Genomic DNA, 20,320 nt, shown 5'->3' on the forward strand with positions numbered 1-20,320 from the left:
GATGCCCAACTACGAACCCGATTTCCGCCTCGACGGATACGAAGCCGTCAACGACCGTGTCGCCGACCAGTTCTGGATGCACATCGGCATCGAGCAGTCCGACATGACCCTCCTCGCCGAACATCACAGCGACGACGCCGAGCACAGCTTCTACGTGATGCACAACCGCGCCGTCACCTGGGGAATCCCCGGTGAACCGCAGCTGGTCGCCCTGCACCTCAAACGCGACCCGGCCGCCCGCACCTTCCAGTTCGACCACGCACAGCTGCCGCTGCCGTCCATGGCGCAGTCCTGGCTGATCGCCCGCGGGTGTCCGGAAGAGCGCATTCTCCTGCCCGAGGGCATGGGAACCGCTCCCGCGAACGACGCCACCCGCGCCTTGGAGAAGCGGCTGCGCAGCGACGGCGATCACTTCGCCCTGCTCACCAGCTACACCTACGACGACGAGCCGATGCAGACGACCGTGATGCTGCGTGCCATCGACGAGAAGGCGGCGCTGCCCTTCCGCGTGCTCCTCGAAGAGGTCGACACGACCGCATGGACGCACACCCTGCGCGAGGGCGGCTTTCCGACCTTCGACGCCGTCACCCAGTGGTGGGAAGCGCACTGGAGGGGCGACAAGCCGCAGCTGCCGACGGCCTCGCCGGCGACCCGGGCCGCCGCCGTCCCCGGCCTGCCGGCGCTCCCCGCTCCGCCCCGCGGGCCGAGCCGCTGAACTTCCGCTGCACTGGAGGGATTTCGCCTTCGCTCTGCGGCGAATTGACGTCAGTCGCGTGCGAGACGGTGCGGAACATAGCACGCAATCCCCGGTTACCGAAACCGGGGATTCTCCGGATTCTTGTTCTCAGCCCGCACGGCATTCGCCCGGGGCTACTTCCGCATTCCCTCATTCCTGCCATGGAGGCAACTTCCGTATGCGCACTGCCCGTTTCACCGTGACCGCCGCGATTCTCGGCGCCCTGGCGCTTCCTGTCCTGTCCGCTCCGAGCGCGGTGGCCGCGCCCGCCGAAGCGCCTGCCTCGGCCCCGACCAGCCGTCCGTGTGACCGGCTCGGCCCGTGGGTGATCGGCGCGAAGGCCGTCACGATCCGGTCCAAGGCCACCAGCAAGTCCACTGCCCGCGGCGTCCTCTACCGAGGCCACAAGTTCACCGTCCACAAGACCCAAGGCAATTGGCACTACATCACCGACAAGACAACCGGCGTAAAGGGCTGGGTGTCCGGCTCGTACGTCTACCGCGACGTCTACTTCTGCCTCGACTAGTCGACGCCGCCTTGCTTCGCATTCCCACGCCCGTATTTCCGAACTGAAGGGAGCTTCTTCGTGCTCGACGCCAGCGAAGACGTGATGGGCGTCATTACTGAGCGCATCGAGGACCGATTCCAGATGCCGCTCGCCGACCTGCGCCGGGCGGTGCAGGCGGCACCGCAGGCCAACCCGGAGGCCACCACCGTCGTGCACTGGTACGGCCTGCTCGACGAAACACAGCGGGCCCTCGACACGGCCGAGGACGCGCTCGTCGAGGCGCTGGGCACGCAGCCGGGCGACGTACTCGACGATCCGGTCATGGAGTTGGCCCACCAGGTCAACGCCGCGGTCGCCTCCCGCGACGGCCGCGCCATGGTCGTGAAGTACCTCCTCGACCCCAACGCTCCTGGCAAGCGGGGACCCGGGGTATGGCGCGGCGCAGCCCCGGCCGCCCGTCGCGCTCCAGCGCTGCCCACTTCCCCGCCCACGCTGCCCAGCGCGCAGAACACCGCGGTGCGCGGGGTGACGCGGTGAGCGTCATCGGCAAGCCCAGCAGCCGCGATGCGGCGCTGCAGGAAGCATTCGGCTCTGCGGTGGCCGAGCTGTACGCACAGGTCGCCCAAGGCGAGGCCAACGCCGCACTCCAGCGTGCGCTGGAACTGCGCAGCTTCCTCGCCATCGCCGAGGAGCAGGTGGCCCGCGTCCGTGACCGCGTCCATGCCATGACGGGACCCGACGGGGACATGAGCGACCTGTCCGCCGAGGACCTGCGGTGGGACGCGGACTGGCTGGATGCGGCGCTGGCCGCCCGCGACGGCTACACCGCCGCCCTCGACGAGCTGCTGCGCACCATGCCGGCGCCGAACCAAGCAGGCGCGGCACGCCCGGGGTTGAGCCCCAAGATCACCACCGCTGCTCCGCCCGCCCCGACAGCACCCCGCGCCGGGGCGGTGCGGACCCGACATCCCTGAAAGCCACCGATTGCCCCGACCCGACACCCCGTCCCACACCGAATCCGAACGCGTCGCCCAGCGCATCGAGGCGCTGTACGGACAGCCGCTCGCTGAACTCGAAGCCCTCGCCGACGCGACCCCCGAGACCACGCTGCTCGCCGCCCTGACCGGCACCCACAGCGACTTGGCCCTCGCCGAACGCAACATCGTCTTCCAGCTTCAGCGGTTGCGCGAACTCACCGCCCCTGACCGGGAGATCGGCCGGTTCGCCGCCGGTCACATCCTCGACTGCGCCCGCCGCATCGCCGAGTCCGTCGCCAGCCGCGACGCCTACGCCAAGAGCACCAGCGCGGTCCTGGGCGGCCTGCGCCGGGTGTCCGCCCCGGACACCCACCCGCCGGCTCCACCCCTACCTGCCGCCCCGACGGCTACCACCTCCCGCACCCGCTGATCCACCTGTACCGCTTGAGGAGCCCCCTTCTTGGCCACCAACGCGCCGTCGCCCGCCACACCGAACGATCTCTTGGGCGTCACCAAGACCCTGGACCTGCTCGCTCCGCGCTGGAGCGTGTGGGTGCTGATGACCGTCTCCTCCCAGCCGCTGCGCTACGCCGAGTTCAAGCCGAGGCTGCCCTGGCTGGCGGACGGCCAGCTCCACCCCCGGCTGCGGCACCTCACCAACGCCGGCGTCATCGAGCGCACGGAGTACGCCCCGCGCCACGTCACCTATGGCCTGACCAACCGCGGAGCCGCGCTGCTGCCCGTCCTGGCGGTGATCGCGTCCTGGGGCGACACGTATCTGGAGAAGGAGCTGGTCGCCAACAAGGACACCGGGGAGCTGGAACCCGAACGGATCGCGCCGGCCCAGAACATCGACGATGCCGTGGCACTGATCGTGCCCCGCCATGCCACCCCGATCCTGTTCTCCCTGCAGAGCCGGGGCACCGCGACCGCCAAGACGCTGGCGGCCGAGGCCATGCCCGGCTACGGGCTGACCGCCGTCTACAAGCCCCTGGAACGCCTGGTCGCCGACGGCCTCGTCACCGCCAGCGGCACCGGCGGCTACCAGCTGACCGGGAGCGGCCAGGCGCTCGCCCCCGTCTTCGAGGCGGTCTCCGCCTGGGCCACCGCGCCTGCCCCCGAGTCCGATGCCCGTCGGCCCCGGGGGCAGGGCGCCGCCCCGTCACAAACCCGTTCCGGCCCGTGGGCGACGACCCCGACCCGTCTTCCCGCACCGGCAGTGCCAGCCGCGCCGACAGCTCGTCCCGCCCTCACCACCACGCCCCCGGACGGCCCGGCCTGGAAGTCGGGCGACCTCTTCTCCCACCAGATACCCGCCCGCCCGATCTCCCCGGCAGGAGGCCCGCGCCGATGAACCACTCCCTGCCCCGGACACTTCTGCACGAGCGCCGCGCGATCAGGACCCTGACCCTTCCTGCCTTGATTCGCCTGGTCACCGAGATCGACGACAACGGCCCCATCAGCCACCAAAAGGGCAGCCTGCAGAGTGCCTTCGGCGACCTCACTCCCGGGCAACTGCGCCATGCCATCGACGTCGCCCGCGACCTCCGTCTCGTCGACGCCGACGAGCAGGCCCGCGACCGCTACCGGCTCACTGCCAGCGGTGAGGCCCTGGCTGAGGTGTACGACACCGCGGCCCGCTGGGCGCGCGAGCGTCAGTTCCCCGATGCCAGCAGCGACTTCGTCACCCGCGTTCAGCACACCCTCCAGCTGTCGAGCAGCCCGCAGACGACCGGCTTGAGCCTGGAGTCCTCGGCACCGCACCACGTCTTGGCCGAGTTTCTGCAGGCGTACCCCCGTGTCCGGCAGCACTCCGACGTCCGCTGCGCGCTTCCGCCGGCGGAAGCGGGGCGCGCTGCGTGAGATCCCGTGTCGGACCGCGGCATGCCCGCCGCCCGGTCCCCACCGTGCTGCGCGGCATCTACTTGCCGCGCGGCACGGACGCCGGAGCATTCGCCATGACCACCTACGGCATCCCGCTGCTGGTGTTGGCCACCACCAACTCCGCAGCCCTGACCGGTCTGGCGTTCGCGCTGGAGTGGATTCCGCGACTGGGTGCGTTCGCGTTCGCCGGGGCCCTGGTCGACCGCCATGGCACCACTGCGGTGCTCCGCTACGCATCCGTGGCCCGCGCGCTGGTCGTCCTGGCCGCCGCAGTCCTCCTGCCCCGGCAGGAGACGGGACTCGGGGCAACCGTCACGGTCATGGTGCTCGCCGCGTCCACCGGAATCCTCACCGAGTGCTCGTACATCGCGGCCGAGACCGCAGGCGGCGTGGCCAGCCGCGAGGCAGGCGCCGGCGCCCACCGGGTGCAGTCCGTGCTCCTCGGCATCGACCAGGTCGCCACCCTGGCTGGCCCCGCGCTGGCCGGCCTGCTGCTCCAGTGGACCGGCGCCACCGGCATGCTGATCGTGATCGCCGTCTTCTCGCTGCTCACCAGTGCCCTCGCCCCGCGCCAATACCGACAGTCCAAGCCCGCCGCGGCGCATCCGGTCGGCAAGGGACTGCGCACCGGCTGGTCGACCCTGCGCTCCCTGCCGGCCCTCGGCTGGCTGGTGGCAGGACTGACCGTGTCCAACCTGGCCGTCGGCCTGCTGCAGGCCGCCGCTCCGGTGATCATCGTCAAGCGCCTCGGCCACTCCACGGCCGACGTCGGATTCATCTGGTCGGTGGCCGCGGTCGGCACGCTCGGCGCGGTCGCCCTTTGCCGCCGGGCGATTGACCGTCTCGGCCTGTGGCCGGTCGGAGTCGTCTCCGCCACGATCGCCGCCACGGCCTGCCTGGCCGTCTCCTTCGCCGACTCCTACCACGCCTATCTCGCCCTGATCACCGTCCTCATGGCTGGCGAAGGCGGGATGACCGTCGTGCTGCGCACCCTGCGCTCCCGCCTCATCCCCGCGAACGTGTTCGGCGCCACCCTCTCCCTGACGATCTTGCTGTTGCTGTTGCCCTTCCCACTGGCCGGCGTCCTCGTCGCCGTCGTACCGCCCGCCCAGCTCGGCCACGTCATCACGCTCTGCGCCGTACTCCAGGCCACGGGCCTGTTCACCGCCTTCACCCGGCTGCGCACCGCCCCCGCCCTGCGCCCCTCCTCCGCCTGACCACCGGTCGCTTCCCTGCACCTAACGGAGCCCCGCCATGCCCACGTCCCCCGCCCCGGCCGACCAGATACTCCTGCCGGTACCCCGCCCGTCGCTTCGCGCGGGATCGCGGCCCACCCTGATGGATCGCTTCCTGGCCTTCGACGCCGAGCACCCGTACGTCTACCGCGCGCTGGAACGCCTGACCGCCGACCGGCTCGCCACCGGCGCCACCCGCGTCGGGCTGAAGGCCCTGTTCGAGGACCTGCGCTGGCAGTTGCCCGCAGGCGTGCGCGGGCTCAACAACAACTTCACCGCCCTGTACGCGCGAAAGCTGATCGAGGACCACCCCCACTGGGCGTCCGCCTTCGAGCTGCGCCGTCGCCGCACCCCCTAACGCCCGCCGCCTACATCAACTCCTATTGCCCTGCCACTGTTTGGAGCCTTGTTGTCCTCTCGCCCCGTCGTCCTGGTCGTCGCAGCCGCCGACATGGAGGCGCACGCGTATCGGGCCTATTGCCTTGAAAACGTCCGTGCCCACTACGACGTCGTCCTGATCTCCGGCGCCGAGCCGACCTGGGAGAAAGAGTTCGTCGTCGACTACACCGTCGCCGACCCCACCGACCAGGCGGCCCTGGCCGCGGCCGGGCACGCGCTCGCCGAGCGGCACGAGCTGGCCGGTGTGATGACGTGGACCGAGTGGTACCTCGTGCCCGTCGCCCGTCTCGCCCGCCAGCTCGGCCTGCCCACGACGACTCCAGAAGCCCTCCAAGGCTGCCGCAACAAGCACACCTCCCGCACGCTATTCGCCCGCCACGGGGTGCCCTCCGCCATCTCCGTGAGCGTGCGCACCGAGCAGGAGGCGGCCGACGCCGCCGCACTGATCGGCTACCCGGTCGTCCTCAAGCCTGCCGCCCACGCCGCGAGCATGGGCGTCATCCGCGTCGACAACGCCAGCGAACTGCCCGCCGCGTACGTCTTCGCCGCGCAGACCGCAGGCCACGGAGTGGAGAGCACCCAGGTCCTGGTCGAGGAGTACCTCGACGGGGAGGAGGTGAGTGTCGAGTGCGTCACCTTCCAGGGGCAGACCACCGTGGTCGCAGTCACCCGCAAGACCGTCGGGATGCCGCCCTTTTTCGAGGAGATGGCGCACGTAGTCGACGCGAGCGACCCGCTGCTCGCGACCGTGGCGCCGGTCGCCGTCGCGGCCCTCGACGCCGTCGGCGTCACCGACGGCGTCAGCCACGTCGAGATCCGCATCGTCGACGGCCGCCCGCGCCTGATCGAGGTCAACGCCCGCATCGCCGGCGACATGATCGGCCACCTCATCCATCTGGCCACCGGTGTCGACCTGGCCCGCGCCGCCGCCGACATCGCCTGCGGCGTGCTGCCCGACCTCACCCCAACACGCAGCCAGGCAGCGGCGATCCGGCTGATCTATCCCGCCTACTCCGGCACCCTCACCGAGCGCCGCCTGGACGCCGAGTTCACCGACCACGCCGACTGGCTCGAGCGCGTCACCTTCCACCGCGACGCCGGCGACCGGCTCGTGCTGCCGCCGGACGGCGACATGTTCAGCGCCCGCATCGGCTACCTCATCACCACCGGACCCAGCGCCAAGGTTGCGCAGGCCCGCTCCACCGAGGCGTACCGGCACCTGGCCGTCCAGGTCACCCCCGCTGAGATCGCCTGACGCGCCCACGCGCCTGACCTGTATCCGGATGCCTACTTGAACGATCCCGACGCCGACATAGACGGCGACGTCTACGTCTTCCCCCGCTATCTCGCCGGCAGCACCTACACCGGCGACCCCGCCCTTGAGCCCCTGCTGGTACTCGGCTGGGAACTGACCGACGACGATCTCGGAAACGTCTACGTCACGGCTCCCGACCGCAAGATCCGTCTCGGCTACCTGCCCGAGGGCGACGATGACGGTCTGTGGCGGGTCAATGCCTACGAGGACCGCTTCGGTCCGCCCACCTGGGGCGTCAGCTTCAACGACATGTGCCCCACTGAGTTCGTCACTGCGTTCACCACGGCCCTGGCGGCTGCGTACCAGGCCGGCCCCGAGCACTACCTCGCCCGCCCCGACCCCGCCGCCCCCGAACTCGACGCCTTCAATGCGATCGTCCCGCTGATCAACCGCGGCTGGAAGATCCAGCACCCGCGGTGGGGTGTCATGGAACTGCAGACCACCGACGGCATGGCCGGACTCGAATTCGCCACCGGACGCCTCGATCCGGAGAAGGAACTCACCACACTTCAGGCCCGCTGGTATCTGCAGGGAGGCCCGCCCAGCGGATACGCCCGGTGGTACGCCACCGCGTCCACGAACACGCCGATCCCACTGGTCACGGCCATCACCGAGAGCGTGTCCGACCCCAGGCCCCTGCCCCGCTGGAAGGAGCAGATGCTGCGTGGCCTGCGCGAGACCGCCCAGCTCGTACCCGTCACCCCTGCGCCGCCCCCGGTTCCCACACCGCTCGACGTCCGCCGTACCGCTCCTCGTCGGGCCCCCGCGCTGACCACGCGCAGCGTTCCGCGCTGGAGCACCACAACCACCCCGTCCGCAGCCCTGCCCGCCCGCCGGTCCGGCCTGCGCCGCTGACTGACCAGATGCCCTTCGTCCGAGAGAAGCTCTTTGGCCCTGCACGCCCAGCAGTTCTTCGATGACGTCCTCGAACTGCCCTTCCACCAGTACGCCGTCGTCGGCGACGCCCTGTACGCAGCCCCGCAGCCGAACTCGCCGCTGCGGCTGCGGATCGACTTCGCCCCGACCATCCGCCACGGCGAGTACGACGGACTGCGCCTGCGCGTCGTCCACCCCGAGCAGGGCGTCCTCGACACCGCGATCCTCCGCTTCGCCGACCACGGCACCTTCGCCCGCCGCGATGGGGCCCGCGACCTGGCGGCCGGCCGCGACGGCCACGCCGTCATCCGCGACTGGCACGCCCACAGCAGCCAGCCGCCGTGGCACGGCGCGGACGGCGCCGGCCTGCGCACCGCGATCGAGCAGTATGCCCATCTCTGGATCCCGGCACCTGCCGCGCCCCGTCCGGCAGCCCGCCCTGTTGCCCAGCCCACAGCCACCACCGGGTCCTCACTCCGCAGCCGCTGACCGCCCACCTCGTCACGGAGTTCCCCATTTCCCCACCTCTCTGGTTCCCCTCCCACCATCGGCCACAGCCACCGACGACCACGGTCCCCGACCCACCTCCGCCGCCGGGCCCGAACGGGTTCTGGATCACCGACCCGGACTTCCGCGACCGGCTGCACAGCGCGACGCTGACCCTCCTCGACATCGTTGAGAACTGCCTCAACGATGACGTCCCGCTCACCGAGATTCTCGACGGCGCCCGCGACCACGCCGAGCACCTGCTCGGAGTCCCCAGCACCTACGGCGTCCTCGTCGAAGCCGAAGCCGCCGCGCAGATCGTCCAGGCCGCCGGCCTGGACGCCGGATCGCCCTTCGGCCTGGCCGTCGCCCAGGGCCTGGCCGGCATCGCCCAGCTGCCCTTCGAGCAGCAACAGCAACTCGTCCGTGCCGCCGCCCGCCGCTACGCGATCACCGCACCCTCCCGGCCGACAACTGGACTGCCCGCTGCACCCCCGCGCCCGGCGTCGGGCCGCACCCGCTGAACAACGACCCGCTTGCCCGCCTTGCCCATTCCCCCTGTATCCCTTGGAGAGTTCCTTCTTGCGCATCCGTTCCGCTCGCATCCTCCCGGTCGCCGTTGCTGTCGCTGCCACGGTGACCGGTTCCCTGTCCTGGGCGCCGACCGCCTCGGCCCAGAGCCCCGGCCCCACGCCGTCCGCATCCACGTCCTCGACTCCGCGTAACGCGGCCGAGCCGGAGACCGGCGGCGTGGCCATCCTGAAGAAGGATCCCGGCGGCGACGTGCTCGCCGGCGCGGCCTTCGCCCTCTTCGACTCCGCGGGCAGGGAAGCCGCCAACGGCAAGACCGACGCCCAGGGCAAGCTCGCCTTCCAGGACCTCGCACCGGGCGTCTACCGGCTCAAGGAGGTGTCCAGCGGAAGCAATCTGCACGACACGGTCGACGACCAGGACGTCATCGTCGCCCCCGGCACGGACACCCCGCTCACGATCGTCGACCCGTTCAAGGACGCCTCGGTCCTGCTGAAGGCCAAGGATGACAAGACCGGCAAGCTCCTGGCCGGATCCACCGTCAACATCGGCAGCGGCGACAAGGCCCTCCTCACCCTGACCACCGGCTCCGACGGCACGGCCACCGGCAAGCTGCCCGTCAACTCCCGGACCGGCACGGACTTTTGGGTCAAGCAGGTGAAGGCACCCGAGGGCTACGACCTCTACAAGCCCTCGAAGACGTTCAAGGCCAAGCCGGGCGATCCGGTGACGGTGACCACGACCAACGCCAAGACCGCCACCACCCCCACGGAGAAGCCGACCGGAAAGCCCACCGACAAGCCGAGCCACAAGCCCACCCCGGATAAGCCCGGCAAGGACGAGCACACAGCGACACCGTCCGCCTCGCAGACGTCGGTCGCCGACGAGACGTCGAGCACCACCGCACCCGCCCCCGAGGGCGCGCTCGCGCACACCGGTGCTGACGCCACCCCGTGGCTGATCGGCGGCGCCGGAATCTTGATCGCTGCTGGCGGAGGCGCCCTCTTCGCCGTCCGACGGCGTCGCACGGACGATCCGACCGACGAGAGCTAGCTCCTCCCGCAACTCTGCCGAAGGCCCCCGGAATCCTGACTCCGGGGGCCTTCGCGTGCGATCGGGGAAAGGGCGGATCAGTAATGCCCAGTGCTTCACTCGGGCGCGCTGCCTCGACTCAGAAGTCGGCCGTGCAGCTAGCGCGCCCGAAGGAGTAGTGCCAGGAGCCGTTCAGCACGCTCCCTGACCGGCGGCTCCGGGTGCGCCAGAGCTACGGCGAACAGCACCGTCAAGAGCGCCAGGAACGAACTGGAGAAGGCCGCGACGGGTGCTTCAAGAATCGTCATGTCCAGGAAGGTACCCGAACCGCCCCTTACCTGCTCTTTTCACTAATGTACCCAGGAGGTGGGGCATATCAAATTAATAGGGTCAATCGGTAATAACCGTGCAGGCCAGTCGAGTTGGCGACCGTCACCGTGCGCCTGCTCCCGATGTGATCTTTGTGATGCAGGTCATGGTCCGACTGGTGTCCAACCTGGCTGAGGCTTGCTGTTTTCGGCCGGGTGGCCGCTTGTCGTCACTGCCCGAAGCGGCAGCCGATCGGCAACGATCGTATGGGCGTTCACCGCCAGGGGTGGACCTGTCCGCTCGTTCGTGTCGTGCAGTGTCGAACGCCAGCGCGACCGTGTGGGTGTGCGACACACTGCGGCGAAGCCTTCTCCCGGATCAAGGAGCCGTCTCCCGTGACCGAGTCGATTTCTGTCCCTGCTCTGTGGCAAGGGCGTTGCCAGTGTGGCGACCACGCGTACGAGGCATCCGGTGTTCCCGACGATCCTCACCTGTGCTCGTGTCAGCACTGCACACGGCTCTCGGGAGCGCCGGCGATGGCGTGGGTCGGTTTCCACAAGAGCGCCCTGACCTGGACGAGTCCCGCAGGAGAGCCGTCGTACTTCTCGACGTGGCCGACCCTGCACCGAGGATCCTGCCAGCGCTGCCGGACACAGCTCACCTCCGTGGCAGACGGTTCGGACATGATCATGGTGACGATCTTCAGCCTCGCTCGCGGTGCCGAACTGCTTCCGGTCGGACACAGCTACCGCGACGAGGCGATGCCCTGGATGACCATCACGCTCGCGCCTGATCCGCAACGCCACACGTGAGCGCCTGGCAGGACGGCAGACCGTGGCACCCCCGGGGCCCAGCGGGCGCCTCGCTAGGCTTCCGCAGTGAATGATCCTTCCTCGCTGCCCGGTGACCCCTCTGAACTGCACCTGCGAGTCGTCTTCGACGACGAGCTCTGGGACACCCCGCAAGCTGACACGCTGGAGCGGTGGAACGTCTCCGTCCTCCACCGCCTACGTACGCATGATGCTGCGCCGGACGCATCGGCCGGCGAGGACTGCGCAGCCGCGGAATGCCCGTCGTGCACGACGGACGCCACCGTCGGGTCGATGACCTTCTACCGGGTCCATCTGGACCGCGGGCGCAACGCCTACTGGGCGATGGAGGAAGAGTCCGAGGAGCTGTACGAGACCGCCCAGGCGCTCCTCGACCCCGAGACCGGCTCCTTCACGACGGAAGCCAGCGAGCGCCTGGACTATGTCGGCTCCGCGCTGCTCGTCATGGACCGGGTGACGCTGGATCCCGCATGGCGCGGCTACGGGCTGGCTGCCGTACTCGGCAGCGAGGTGATCCACCGCCTCATGGCCGGCTGCCGGGCTATCGCCTGTTCGCCCGGCGTCTCCGACCTCAGCAGCCAGGAACTGAGGGACCGGATCGAGTGGGATCGCGTCAACGCCAAGATCGCCCGCGGGTGGGAGAGCCTCGGATTCCGCCTCTACCGCGACAACGTCTATCTCCTCTCGCCCACCTCGCAGGACCTGGCGGAGCAGCGCAGCAATCTTCGGAAGCGCCTCGCAGAACTCGGGGCGTCCTGGCGAGCGCAGGCGTCATGACGGGCGGCGTCGCGGCCCGAGACGATCGCGCCACGGACGCTTCCCGCCACGGTGGCGAGTGGATGCCTCACCCTGGTCCGGCAGCTCCTTGGGCGGCGGAGCGATCTTGTCGGGCTCCAGACCGATCCTGTCCGGATGGACGCAGGCCGGCACGGCCTCGCGGGTGTACCGGTGTCCGTTTTCCGGGTGAAACGGGCACTCCCACGAGGGCCGGCTGTAGACCACGAATTGCCCGCGCGGATACAGCAGGGCCGGGCAGATCCCGCAGACCGGACGCTTCGGGTCTGGGCGATCCGGATCGATGTATGGCGGACCGGTCGGCTCCGGGATCTCCATAGACGCAAGAGGGTAGCGCCCGCACGCAGCAGGACACCGAGCCGCGGCCACAGGGCGGGAAGGACGGCAGTTCGCCGGGGGCAGACAAGGAAGATCACCCAAAGGACTGGTGGACGCCGCAACGCTATGTGAACCTGAACGACCTTCCGAAAGAACCCCAGGTCAGAGAGGTGATTCTGTGGCGTTGGATGCAGCGCAACCTGGATTTGCCACCACGGTCGCGGCCCAGAGGCTGCGCGCCTGGCGGCTCGGTGCCGGCCAGCCGATGGAGGTGATCGACCAGTTCTCGGATGCCGATTTCACCCACATCGTCGACGACCGTGCCGACGTGCACGTCAGCTCCCGCGATGGCCGCTTCTACCTCGGCTACTTCCCGACCGGCCGGCCCGGTGGCCCGGACGAGGACTGGGTGACGGGTGAAGGCTGGGTGATCGCGGTCACCGGTACCGCGAAGGTCCCCGGCTACCGCATCGCCTTCGGCACGGACGCCCCGGCGGAGATCGTCGCCGGTGTGGTGGCCAGCATCCTGTCCACCTCCCGCCCTGTGTGAGGGGCACGCCCGCCCTCCTAATACATACGCGCCGAGTACCCTGCCCCTGCTCGCGCGGATTCGTCCGCCACCGCTAGGAGAACGCCTTGGCCCCGCACTCGCCCGAAATGACCGTCGGCGACATCATCGACGCACTGTCCGCCTTCGACCGCGACACACCCGTCCGTCTCGCCATCAACCCCTTCTTCCCCATGGCCCACCGCCTGGGCGGCGTGGAGAAGTCGGTGGACGAGAACGGCCGGCCGGTGGTCTACATCGCCGAGTCGCCGGAGGCCGAACAGTTCGGCCCCCTACTGCCCGCCGTGGCTGTCGCCCTGGCCTGGCAGGGGCCGGTCGATGCACCCCCGCGCCGCCGACGCGGCGCGACCCGGCCCGATGACGGCCACTGACTCACCCTCGAACCGACGGAGGCGCCCCTGCACCCGCACCACCCCATCTCGCCCGACCCGATGTACTGGGTCACCCCACGCCACCTTGCCGGTGACGACGGCATCCTCGCCGAGCGGATCGGCGACACACTGACCGACCTCGGCTGGCGCATGTGGCCGACCTCCCGCAACTCCCTGTTGTACGTGAGCCCCGACGGCCTACGCGGCGCCGAGTGGATCCTCGCCTCCTACCCCTTCGAGCTGGGCGGCCTCCCGGTGGCCTGGCAGATGTCGGCCCGCCCGCACCCGGACTCGGCGCTCACCGAGTGGAACGCCTACTTCACCGCCGGCGTACCGCACGAGGCACTCACCGACTACCTGCTCGCGCTCGACGCGAGCGAGAGCCCGGATGCCGGGCTCGAGAACGCCGAGGCGGTACTGGCCGCGCTCACCGCCCGCGGGTGGCTGCGCGACATGGACCGCCCGCGTACGACCGCCTCGGACCCGGGCTTCTCCACGAACGTATCGCTGGAAATGCTGCCGCCGCTCATCCACGACGCCGACCCCCGCGATGACCTTCTGGGATGGCAGGCGTGGGCGGAGCCCGTACTCGGGGCTCCTTACCTGTGGTGTGCGAGCTTCAGCGCGAGCGCCCCGCACGAGTTGGTCGCGGCCTTCGCCTCCTCGCTCGCAGCGCCCGGCCCGGTACCGCGCCGAGCGCTCCCCGAGGGAGCCGAAGACCGGCTCACCGTCGTCCGCCGCGGATAGCGGTCTGCGCATAGCCGCAGACCGCGGCGGGAATCGACGGGCGTGATGCCCTTGCTCCCAGGCCCGGTGGTGCCGCTCTCTTCACGAGGGCGGCACCACCGGGCCTTCGCCGTACCTCGGCACCGGCAAACCTGAAGGGCCTCTGGAACCAAGATCGAGACCGTGCGTAGGATCACCGCCGTGGCAGCCAAAGTGATCGGCAAAGGACCCTTGCGCGGCTACCTCCTGGAGGAGGTGCTGGCCTGGCTCTTGCGCTCCAGCGGCTTCGAGGTCCTCACGGCCGACGACGACCAGGACAAGGAGCCGTGGAAGGTCCTGAAGGAGGACAAGAACGGGCTCCTGGTCCGCGGACGCGGAGCATGGCACCAGGTGGATGCCCTCGGGCAGTTCCGGTACGTGCCGCCGTTCTCCCTGCCCGTCCGCCTGTTCGTCGAGGCAAAGTACCTGACCACTCAGCAAGTTCAGTTGCCCACGGTGCGCAACGGCCACGGCGTCATCCACGACGTGAACGAAGGCGAAATCACCACGCTCACCGCGACAGGCAGCGGCCGACCGCGGACGCGATACCGCTACAGCTACGCAATCTTCTCCACCTCCGGCTTCAGCCCAGCAGCACAGGACTACGCCCTCGCCCACCAGATATCCCTGATCGACCTTTCCGCCCCGGACTTCGCCGTGCTGCGGAATCTCGTCAAGAACACCGCCGACGCCATTCACGCCGTGCTGGAAGCGACTCCGGCCGCCGGGAGACCGAAGGTGCGTGACCTACGGACGTATCTTCGCGGTCCTCTTCTGGACATGGACCCGGGCAACATAGACCTGCCCGAATCGATACGCGAACCCCTCGATCACCTTGCGCAGGCCCTGTACAGCCGTTCCCAGCTCGGTCTGGTCCTGGCGTTCCCTGCGGCCCCGTTCGTTCTGGGACTGGCCTCGGACGATCTGTACTCATTCGTGGATTACGCCCGTGAGCATCCGACGCACGCGGTGCGCCTTCGTCGTGTCGATCAGCCGGCGTCACATCCCGTTTGGGAACTGCGCTCTGCGGAGCACCCCGAGGCGTACGCGCTGCGGTTCGGACTACCGGAGCGGGTTGAGAAGTGGATCGTCGCGCAGGACGAAGGCATGCCCTCGCGAACCCGGTACGTCAAGCGCAGCATGCTGTCGACCATGACCTTGTACTGGATGCACGGGGAGCACGCCCAGACCTTCCAACTCCGTTACGAGCCAGGCGAACTACGCCTCGACGGCTGATTCCTCGACGCCGCGCTCGGGCTGCTTCATTCCGGCCAGCCTATGGCGAGAAATCTGGCCATGGGCGTCACGAGGCAGTGGCATTACGTCAGACTTGTTGTTGCACGGCCTGGGCGGCCCCTGGAACGTCGGCGTTCCAGGGGCCGCTCCTACGCGTGCTGCCAGCACATCGCGCAGGGATTCCCGTTCACACCTCCAAGGCCGCATGACGAACCCCGGTGTCGTCCCTGCCGGGAGGGCAGGTACGACACCGGGGCGGATGGAAGAGCGCGTCAGCGTGCGGTGCGCGCCTTGGTCAGCGCCTTGCTCAGGTGGGAGTCCACGAGGCCCGGTGAGCCGGAGACGAGGACCAGGATGTTGCCGGTTCGGATGGCCGTCTGCTTGACGACGCTGCGCTGACCGCCGGCGGTGAAGGTGAGCAGTTGGCTCCACTGCTCGTCGCCGAGGTCGGGCGCGGCCGACTTGGCGGTGCCCATGTCGATGACCGCGCTGCCTGACGCCACCTGGTAGGAGGGGCAGGAGAGCATCGCGTCGAAGACCTTCGAGATGCCCGTGGAGAGCTTCGCCGGGCTGTCGCTGTACAGCTCCTCGCTCACCTCGGAGCTGCTGCTGCCGGTGTAAGTGAAGGACGCCTTCGTCTTGTGGGCGAAGTCCAGACCGGCGCCGATGGCGCTGTCGCCGCCGAGCTTTTCCAGTGCCGGGCAGCCGATCACAGACAAGTCGTCGTTGCGCCGAGCGGTCTCGGGCTTGCGGGTGTAGCCCTCGCCGAGATCGCTCTCGTCGAGCAGCCGCTTGTTGAGCTGAGCGGACGACAGCGGCGCGGACGCCGTGGGCGTGCCGCCGCCCTGTTGAGCGGAGGCGGAGGAGTCGGCCGAGTCTGCGTGGCCGGCGCAGCCGGTCAGAGCGAGGGCGGCGATGACAGCACTCAGGCTGAGGGCGGTCGTGGTGGAGCGGCGCATGCGGAAAACCCCTTGGTGATGCGAGACGGATGGTCTGACCGGTCGGCCCTCCGGGTGCCGACGAACGCAGGTGTGGGGGGAAGGGGTTTCGCGTCTTCAGTGGCCGAGGTGGCGCAGACCGTCTTCGAGGGTGGGGTGGAAGTGGTCGACCGGACCCGAGTTGCGGTTGTACCAGGCGGTGTCCAGCCGAGTCTCCTGCGTCTCGTGGCCGGCCTCGCAGCGCAGCCACACCGAGTCGTCGCGCATGTTGAACACGATCCAGTTCCGATACGCACCGCAGTGACAGGCGTGGACTTCGCCCTCGATGACGATCGGCAGGTCCCAGCGCATCATGAAGCCCGACACGTCCTGGCGGCACGGTGCCCGGAACTCCGGCGGCAGGAAGTCGGGCACCACCGTGGCGTCGGTCGGCGCGGCCGGGGCCGGCGCGGAGACCGGGACGGGAGCCTCCGGCCACTCGGTGTGCATGGCCAGCAGCGCCTGGCCGGCACGCTGGGCTTCACGGAACTCTCGGTCCGCACGGTTGCGTCGGAACATGCCGTCTCCATCTCAGTCGTATCGCCTGCACGAGGAGAGTGCCGCAAGTCGCTGACCTGCTGCAACTCTAGAATTCGTGAATTCCGGCCGAGGTCTTCCGATGCCGCCTGGACGAGGCAGGCAGGGCGCAGCGCCGCATTACATTTGCGTTGCGTCCCGTTCCGGCGGTCGCGCTGCGGCGTTGTCCAGGTATGCCCGCCACCACTCCTCCGCCCGTCGTCTCACCGCAGCTGCGAGGCTCCTACTGGATGGACTCGCCATACCTGTCGCACGGCCCTGGCTGCGCATGCGGCGGTACCCGCGAAGCGACGTCGGCGCCGGCTCGTCGTCGAGCGCCGGCCGTACGCACCGTCATGCTGTGCATCGCGGCGGCCACGGTGGCCGTCTCGGTCGTCGCCGTCCTGGTCTGAACGCCCGCTTCACCGTTGGTGCTCGCGCGAGCTGTCGGTTCCCGTGCCCGGCCTGCGGGGCGACGGCGCGGTGCGGGTCCCTCCACGAGGCATGGCCGCCGTCGTGCGCTTCGGCTGGCTCGGAGGCACTGCGGAAGCGTCAGCGGGCAGGTCCGCAATCCGTCGCAGCCGCCATACCAGGACATCACTGATCGACTCGGCGGTGTCCAACTCCCGTCGCTCGGCTGCCTCGGCCAGGAGCGCGGCCGGGTCATGCCCAGCACGCTCGACGTCGGCGAGCGTGGCGGCCAAGGCGTACCAGCCCGGCTCGGCGAGGACCTGCTCGGCCAGCTCCGGCACCGCCCGGCGCAGGTAGGTGGTCTGCTTGCGCTGCAGCGGCTGGGACAGGCTCCGGCCACGCTGGCGCATGGGCCCCAAGTACATGGGTGCGGCGGCCTGGTAGGCGGCGCGCAGGTGTTCGGCGGCCTGGCGGGCAGCAGCGGCCTGCTGGGCGTGCTCCTTCTTCCCGTGCCAGTGAGCGGCGGCGAGCACGAAGAAGATCGCCATGTCGATCAGCATGGCCGTGGTGGCGCCGGCCTCCCCGCGGCCGAGCGCGGGCCCGCCTCGGACGAGGTCGCGGGCGGCCTGGCGCAGGGCGCGGTCGTGGCCCCGTTCGGCCCGGATGTGGGAGCGGGAGGCCCGCTCGAACGCCCAGGCCGCTTCTCGCAGTTCACGGCGCGTGTGTGCGGCCGAGGTCTTGGCCAGCGCGTCGAGCACCTCGCCGTACGCGGAGATCAGAGCGGAGACCTGTCCGTCGTCGCCCTGGTCGAGGATGAGGACGGCCTGCCAGGACGCCGACGTAGCCTGGCGGCGTGCGGTCGAGGGAGTGACACGCGCCGAACGAGCCGAACGTTCCGTGGCGGGATCGTGGCCGGCGGCATCGCTGGACCACCGTTCACGGATCCGGGGCAGGGAGAGGTCGGCGGCGAGTTTCGACCCGGGATAGAACACGGGCTTGCCGTCCTTGTTGACGTCGTCCGTGAGGGCGACCTTGTAACCGAGGAGATCGCCGGAGGGCGCGACGCGCGTCTCGACCAGGACGCCGGCGGCGGTCAGGCGGTCGAAGAACTCCTCTTCGCTCTTGACACCGGCGACGGCGCGGCGCACCGTCTCGCGCAACTCCTCGCGAGCGGTCCGCTCCCGTCCCTGGCGTTCGGCCTTGTGGCGCTCGGCGCTGGTGGGCCTCTTCGCTGCAGTGCCGTCCCCGGGATTGACTCGCTGCAAGCCGTATTCGACTTCCATCAGACGTGCCTCGGCGTGGGCGCGTTTACCGGAGAAGTGGTGGTCGGGGCGCCGACCGTCCTCGCGGACGAGGGTGGCGATGATGTGGATGTGATCGTCGGCGTGCCGGACCGCCGCCCAGCGGCAGCCCGCACCATCGCCGGGATCGATGCCGGTCGCGGCCACCATCCGGCGCGCGATCTGCCCCCACTCCTCGTCGGACAGGACACGGTCCTCGACGGCATTTCGTACGGAGAGATGCCACACGTGTTTGTCGGGGCGCTGGTCGGGGTCGAGGAGCTGCAACGGCTGGTCGAGGAGCTGCTGGAGGTCCCGCTTCGTCGCGCTCGGGTCGCGGCCGGGGTCGGGGGCCATGCCGTCGAAGGAGGCGACCAGATGAGGGTCGATGTGCTCCTCGCGTGTGCCCTTGCCGTAGAGGTAGTTGAGCAAGCCGAAGGTGTTGCTGCCTTGCTTGTGCACCTTGGGGATCAAGCCACCTCACCTACTTGCCGGTTGGCGACTCGGTCAGCGGCAACCTGCACTGACTTGGCCGCTCGCTGAATGTCGGCGATGACCGTCGCCAGGTGAGGAACCTCGCCACCGGTATTGAGGACCTTGGCGACCTGGTTGAGATTGCTGCCGGCCCAGCCGAGCTGCCGACGTGCGGCGAACAGTTCGGTGAGTACATCGCGGTCGGTGGCAATGGCCACGGCGGTGCGCGACTGATCGCGGGACATGGCCAGACCGGAGTACGCGAGGAAGCCCGCCGTGCTCATGCCGACGGCGTCCGCGCCTCCTTGAATGAGAGTGTGCTCGGTTTCGTTCAGACGGACGCTGTGGGCGCGACGCTGCTTCCTATCGCGCGGGCGCGACCTCCTCTTGGACTGCCCGGACCGGGCAGTTCCTGGCTGCGATCCGCCCTCGGTCGCAGCCTTCCCGTCCGGCGCCCCCTGGCGCTGGTCGGGCCCCGCCACCCCTGGGGCGGGGACGGGTTCGGACACTCCCCCGTCGGGGGAGTGTCCGAACCTACAACTTGCTCGCGCTGAGGTTGAGTTGGCTTCCGGCTCCCCGGGCGTGGGAGGAGGGTTTGTTGTCGGGTGCGTCATCGGGTGTGACTCCTCGTGGTGCGGATGTGGCGTTGGATTTCGGCGGCCAGGTCGACCATGGAGCTCGCGTCGGCAAGGACCTGGACGGGAGCGTCGCGGCGGTGCTGGACGAGCCACTGGCCGGTCGGGGCCAGTACGGCGGCGTGCAGCAGCTGGTGGCGTACGAGCACGTCCGCCCAGGCGCCTGCCTCGGCGAGCGATGGGGCGTGCGTACGTGGGGCGCGGGCGGGAATGGCGATCCTTCCGTGGCAGGAGCGGTGGCCCGACCGAGGCCGGGCCACCATGCGGACTGCGGATTCAGGGGCGTGACGTGCTGCTTTGCGGGTTTCAGCCGCACTCGCGGCAGCGGGCGAGGTGCGTGTTGAGGGCCCGCGCCATGTTCCGTCTCACGGAGACGGCGTTCTTCGCGCTGGTCTTCGCCGCTGGCGAGCCCAGGTGGCGCTCGGCGTGCCCGCGCAGGAAGAGGACGTCCTTCTCGAAGCCGTCCTTGATGCGGTGGAACCTGCGGCAGGTCTTCATGTCGTGCTCCTTGCCGTGGTGGTGTTCGTGTCGGTCCTCAGCAGCTGCAGGAGCCGCGTGATGTTCTCGTTCCGGCCGCCCGCGAGGTTCAGGGCGCGGAGGATTTCGCGCAGCTGGGGACGGGTGATGACCTCGGTACCGTCGCGCTCCAGCAGCGCCGGTATGTGGGGACGCACCAGGTCGGCCGTCTCTTCGGGACTCAGTCCCTTGCGCTGCGGGCGGTTGGACTTCCCGCCGCCCGGACGGTTCCGCTGCGCCTTCGTCTTGGGCTTCGGCTTCCGGCGCACGGGGACGGTGTGGGGACGGTCCCCTTCGGTCCCCGTCCCCGTTTCCGGGTGTGCGCGGTCCCCGTTGTCGT

At 69.7% G+C, this 20,320-nt stretch carries 26 protein-coding genes and 1 pseudogene; 19 read left to right on the top strand and 8 right to left on the bottom strand.

What is annotated here, in order from left to right:
• The first annotated feature begins 1 nt into the window (after position 1).
• The 13 genes from G3I41_RS20645 to G3I41_RS20705 all read left to right on the top strand — a co-directional run bounded on the left by G3I41_RS20645 (position 2) and on the right by G3I41_RS20705 (position 10,000).
• Positions 2-715 carry a hypothetical protein gene (locus G3I41_RS20645; RefSeq protein ID WP_239081746.1) on the top strand — a complete coding sequence of 238 codons (714 nt, stop codon included), beginning with the start codon at positions 2-4 and terminating at the stop codon, positions 713-715.
• Positions 716-914: 199 nt separating this feature from the next.
• Positions 915-1,262: an SH3 domain-containing protein gene (locus G3I41_RS20650; protein WP_203601392.1), complete on the top strand. Its 348-nt coding sequence runs from the start codon at positions 915-917 to the stop codon at positions 1,260-1,262.
• Positions 1,263-1,322: 60 nt separating this feature from the next.
• Complete coding sequence (locus G3I41_RS20655; RefSeq protein WP_164401866.1) at positions 1,323-1,781, top strand: hypothetical protein; 459 nt, start codon at positions 1,323-1,325, stop codon at positions 1,779-1,781.
• Positions 1,778-2,218 (top strand): hypothetical protein, encoded by a 441-nt coding sequence (locus G3I41_RS20660; RefSeq protein WP_164401867.1) that lies wholly within the window; start codon positions 1,778-1,780, stop codon positions 2,216-2,218. Before G3I41_RS20655 ends, G3I41_RS20660 begins: the two co-directional genes overlap by 4 nt.
• A 10-nt stretch (positions 2,219-2,228) precedes the next feature.
• The gene (locus G3I41_RS20665) at positions 2,229-2,651 is read left to right on the top strand and encodes a hypothetical protein (protein ID WP_164401868.1); all 423 of its coding nucleotides are present in this window, start codon (positions 2,229-2,231) and stop codon (positions 2,649-2,651) included.
• A 30-nt stretch (positions 2,652-2,681) separates the two neighbouring features.
• Entirely contained in the window at positions 2,682-3,575 is an 894-nt protein-coding gene (locus G3I41_RS20670; RefSeq protein WP_164401869.1) for a winged helix-turn-helix transcriptional regulator, read from the top strand.
• Positions 3,572-4,084 (top strand): hypothetical protein, encoded by a 513-nt coding sequence (locus tag G3I41_RS20675; protein ID WP_164401870.1) that lies wholly within the window; start codon positions 3,572-3,574, stop codon positions 4,082-4,084. The genes G3I41_RS20670 and G3I41_RS20675 overlap by 4 nt, the downstream gene beginning before the upstream one ends.
• On the top strand, positions 4,081-5,322 hold the full coding sequence (locus G3I41_RS20680) for an MFS transporter (protein ID WP_164401871.1): 1,242 nt from the start codon (positions 4,081-4,083) through the stop codon (positions 5,320-5,322). Before G3I41_RS20675 ends, G3I41_RS20680 begins: the two co-directional genes overlap by 4 nt.
• A gap of 37 nt (positions 5,323-5,359) precedes the next feature.
• Positions 5,360-5,698, top strand: a complete 339-nt coding sequence (locus G3I41_RS20685; RefSeq protein ID WP_203601393.1) for a hypothetical protein — start codon at positions 5,360-5,362, stop codon at positions 5,696-5,698.
• A gap of 93 nt (positions 5,699-5,791) precedes the next feature.
• The gene (locus G3I41_RS20690) at positions 5,792-6,994 is read left to right on the top strand and encodes an ATP-grasp domain-containing protein (RefSeq protein ID WP_164401898.1); all 1,203 of its coding nucleotides are present in this window, start codon (positions 5,792-5,794) and stop codon (positions 6,992-6,994) included.
• 36 nt (positions 6,995-7,030) lie between these two features.
• Positions 7,031-7,909, top strand: coding sequence for a DUF317 domain-containing protein (locus G3I41_RS20695; protein WP_164401872.1), 879 nt, complete (start codon positions 7,031-7,033; stop codon positions 7,907-7,909).
• Positions 7,910-7,942: 33 nt separating this feature from the next.
• Entirely contained in the window at positions 7,943-8,419 is a 477-nt protein-coding gene (locus G3I41_RS20700) for a hypothetical protein (RefSeq protein ID WP_164401873.1), read from the top strand.
• Positions 8,420-8,998: 579 nt separating this feature from the next.
• Positions 8,999-10,000, top strand: coding sequence for a SpaA isopeptide-forming pilin-related protein (locus G3I41_RS20705; RefSeq protein ID WP_164401874.1), 1,002 nt, complete (start codon positions 8,999-9,001; stop codon positions 9,998-10,000).
• 137 nt (positions 10,001-10,137) lie between these two features.
• On the opposite strand, the gene G3I41_RS20710 is transcribed toward G3I41_RS20705, so the two are convergent.
• Positions 10,138-10,287 (bottom strand): hypothetical protein, encoded by a 150-nt coding sequence (locus G3I41_RS20710; RefSeq protein ID WP_164401875.1) that lies wholly within the window; start codon positions 10,285-10,287, stop codon positions 10,138-10,140.
• A 267-nt stretch (positions 10,288-10,554) separates the two neighbouring features.
• Between G3I41_RS20710 and G3I41_RS37480 the strand changes: the two genes are divergently transcribed.
• The 6 genes from G3I41_RS37480 (at position 10,555) to G3I41_RS20740 (ending at position 15,171) form a co-directional block, all read left to right on the top strand.
• Positions 10,555-11,100 carry a GFA family protein gene (locus G3I41_RS37480; RefSeq protein WP_164401876.1) on the top strand — a complete coding sequence of 182 codons (546 nt, stop codon included), beginning with the start codon at positions 10,555-10,557 and terminating at the stop codon, positions 11,098-11,100.
• Between the two features lie 66 nt (positions 11,101-11,166).
• The gene (locus G3I41_RS20720) at positions 11,167-11,895 is read left to right on the top strand and encodes a hypothetical protein (RefSeq protein WP_164401877.1); all 729 of its coding nucleotides are present in this window, start codon (positions 11,167-11,169) and stop codon (positions 11,893-11,895) included.
• Between the two features lie 514 nt (positions 11,896-12,409).
• On the top strand, positions 12,410-12,781 hold the full coding sequence (locus G3I41_RS20725; RefSeq protein ID WP_164401878.1) for a DUF317 domain-containing protein: 372 nt from the start codon (positions 12,410-12,412) through the stop codon (positions 12,779-12,781).
• Positions 12,782-12,888: 107 nt separating this feature from the next.
• Positions 12,889-13,170: a hypothetical protein gene (locus tag G3I41_RS20730; RefSeq protein ID WP_164401899.1), complete on the top strand. Its 282-nt coding sequence runs from the start codon at positions 12,889-12,891 to the stop codon at positions 13,168-13,170.
• Between the two features lie 60 nt (positions 13,171-13,230).
• A complete protein-coding gene (locus G3I41_RS20735; RefSeq protein WP_164401879.1) occupies positions 13,231-13,917 on the top strand; it encodes a DUF317 domain-containing protein in 687 nt (228 codons plus the stop codon).
• Between the two features lie 180 nt (positions 13,918-14,097).
• Positions 14,098-15,171, top strand: coding sequence for a hypothetical protein (locus tag G3I41_RS20740; protein WP_343242190.1), 1,074 nt, complete (start codon positions 14,098-14,100; stop codon positions 15,169-15,171).
• Between the two features lie 272 nt (positions 15,172-15,443).
• Here G3I41_RS20740 and G3I41_RS20745 read toward each other — a convergent pair whose 3' ends face one another.
• The 7 genes and pseudogenes from G3I41_RS20745 to G3I41_RS20775 all read right to left on the bottom strand — a co-directional run.
• Positions 15,444-16,130 (bottom strand): hypothetical protein, encoded by a 687-nt coding sequence (locus G3I41_RS20745; protein WP_164401880.1) that lies wholly within the window; start codon positions 16,128-16,130, stop codon positions 15,444-15,446.
• 96 nt (positions 16,131-16,226) lie between these two features.
• Positions 16,227-16,667 carry a hypothetical protein gene (locus G3I41_RS20750; protein ID WP_164401881.1) on the bottom strand — a complete coding sequence of 147 codons (441 nt, stop codon included), beginning with the start codon at positions 16,665-16,667 and terminating at the stop codon, positions 16,227-16,229.
• 419 nt (positions 16,668-17,086) lie between these two features.
• Entirely contained in the window at positions 17,087-18,829 is a 1,743-nt protein-coding gene (locus G3I41_RS20755) for a relaxase/mobilization nuclease domain-containing protein (protein WP_164401882.1), read from the bottom strand.
• The gene (mobC, locus tag G3I41_RS20760; RefSeq protein WP_164401883.1) at positions 18,826-19,113 is read right to left on the bottom strand and encodes a plasmid mobilization relaxosome protein MobC; all 288 of its coding nucleotides are present in this window, start codon (positions 19,111-19,113) and stop codon (positions 18,826-18,828) included. Before mobC ends, G3I41_RS20755 begins: the two co-directional genes overlap by 4 nt.
• Positions 19,114-19,439: 326 nt before the next feature.
• The gene (locus tag G3I41_RS20765; protein WP_164401884.1) at positions 19,440-19,727 is read right to left on the bottom strand and encodes a hypothetical protein; all 288 of its coding nucleotides are present in this window, start codon (positions 19,725-19,727) and stop codon (positions 19,440-19,442) included.
• Between the two features lie 43 nt (positions 19,728-19,770).
• Positions 19,771-19,962, bottom strand: a complete 192-nt coding sequence (locus G3I41_RS20770) for a hypothetical protein (protein WP_040246976.1) — start codon at positions 19,960-19,962, stop codon at positions 19,771-19,773.
• A pseudogene (locus tag G3I41_RS20775) lies at positions 19,959-20,320 on the bottom strand (hypothetical protein); the annotation flags it as partial. The pseudogene G3I41_RS20775 and the gene G3I41_RS20770, both read right to left, overlap by 4 nt.

This window comes from Streptomyces sp. SID9727 (genome assembly GCF_010550605.1).
GTDB lineage: Bacteria > Actinomycetota > Actinomycetes > Streptomycetales > Streptomycetaceae > Streptomyces.

Excerpts from the sequence above, each read along its gene's own strand:
- G3I41_RS20645 (WP_239081746.1), top strand. The coding sequence starts at position 2 with ATGCCCAACTACGAACCCGATTTCCGCCTCGACGGATACGAAGCCGTC.
- G3I41_RS20650 (WP_203601392.1), top strand. The coding sequence starts at position 915 with ATGCGCACTGCCCGTTTCACCGTGACCGCCGCGATTCTCGGCGCCCTG.
- G3I41_RS20675 (WP_164401870.1), top strand. The coding sequence starts at position 3,572 with ATGAACCACTCCCTGCCCCGGACACTTCTGCACGAGCGCCGCGCGATC.
- G3I41_RS20685 (WP_203601393.1), top strand. The coding sequence starts at position 5,360 with ATGCCCACGTCCCCCGCCCCGGCCGACCAGATACTCCTGCCGGTACCC.
- G3I41_RS20690 (WP_164401898.1), top strand. The coding sequence starts at position 5,792 with ATGGAGGCGCACGCGTATCGGGCCTATTGCCTTGAAAACGTCCGTGCC.
- G3I41_RS20710 (WP_164401875.1), bottom strand. The coding sequence starts at position 10,287 with ATGACGATTCTTGAAGCACCCGTCGCGGCCTTCTCCAGTTCGTTCCTG.
- G3I41_RS37480 (WP_164401876.1), top strand. The coding sequence starts at position 10,555 with ATGGGCGTTCACCGCCAGGGGTGGACCTGTCCGCTCGTTCGTGTCGTG.
- G3I41_RS20730 (WP_164401899.1), top strand. The coding sequence starts at position 12,889 with ATGACCGTCGGCGACATCATCGACGCACTGTCCGCCTTCGACCGCGAC.
- G3I41_RS20735 (WP_164401879.1), top strand. The coding sequence starts at position 13,231 with ATGTACTGGGTCACCCCACGCCACCTTGCCGGTGACGACGGCATCCTC.
- G3I41_RS20745 (WP_164401880.1), bottom strand. The coding sequence starts at position 16,130 with ATGCGCCGCTCCACCACGACCGCCCTCAGCCTGAGTGCTGTCATCGCC.
- G3I41_RS20750 (WP_164401881.1), bottom strand. The coding sequence starts at position 16,667 with ATGTTCCGACGCAACCGTGCGGACCGAGAGTTCCGTGAAGCCCAGCGT.
- mobC (WP_164401883.1), bottom strand. The coding sequence starts at position 19,113 with ATGAGCACGGCGGGCTTCCTCGCGTACTCCGGTCTGGCCATGTCCCGC.
- G3I41_RS20765 (WP_164401884.1), bottom strand. The coding sequence starts at position 19,727 with ATGGTGGCCCGGCCTCGGTCGGGCCACCGCTCCTGCCACGGAAGGATC.
- G3I41_RS20770 (WP_040246976.1), bottom strand. The coding sequence starts at position 19,962 with ATGAAGACCTGCCGCAGGTTCCACCGCATCAAGGACGGCTTCGAGAAG.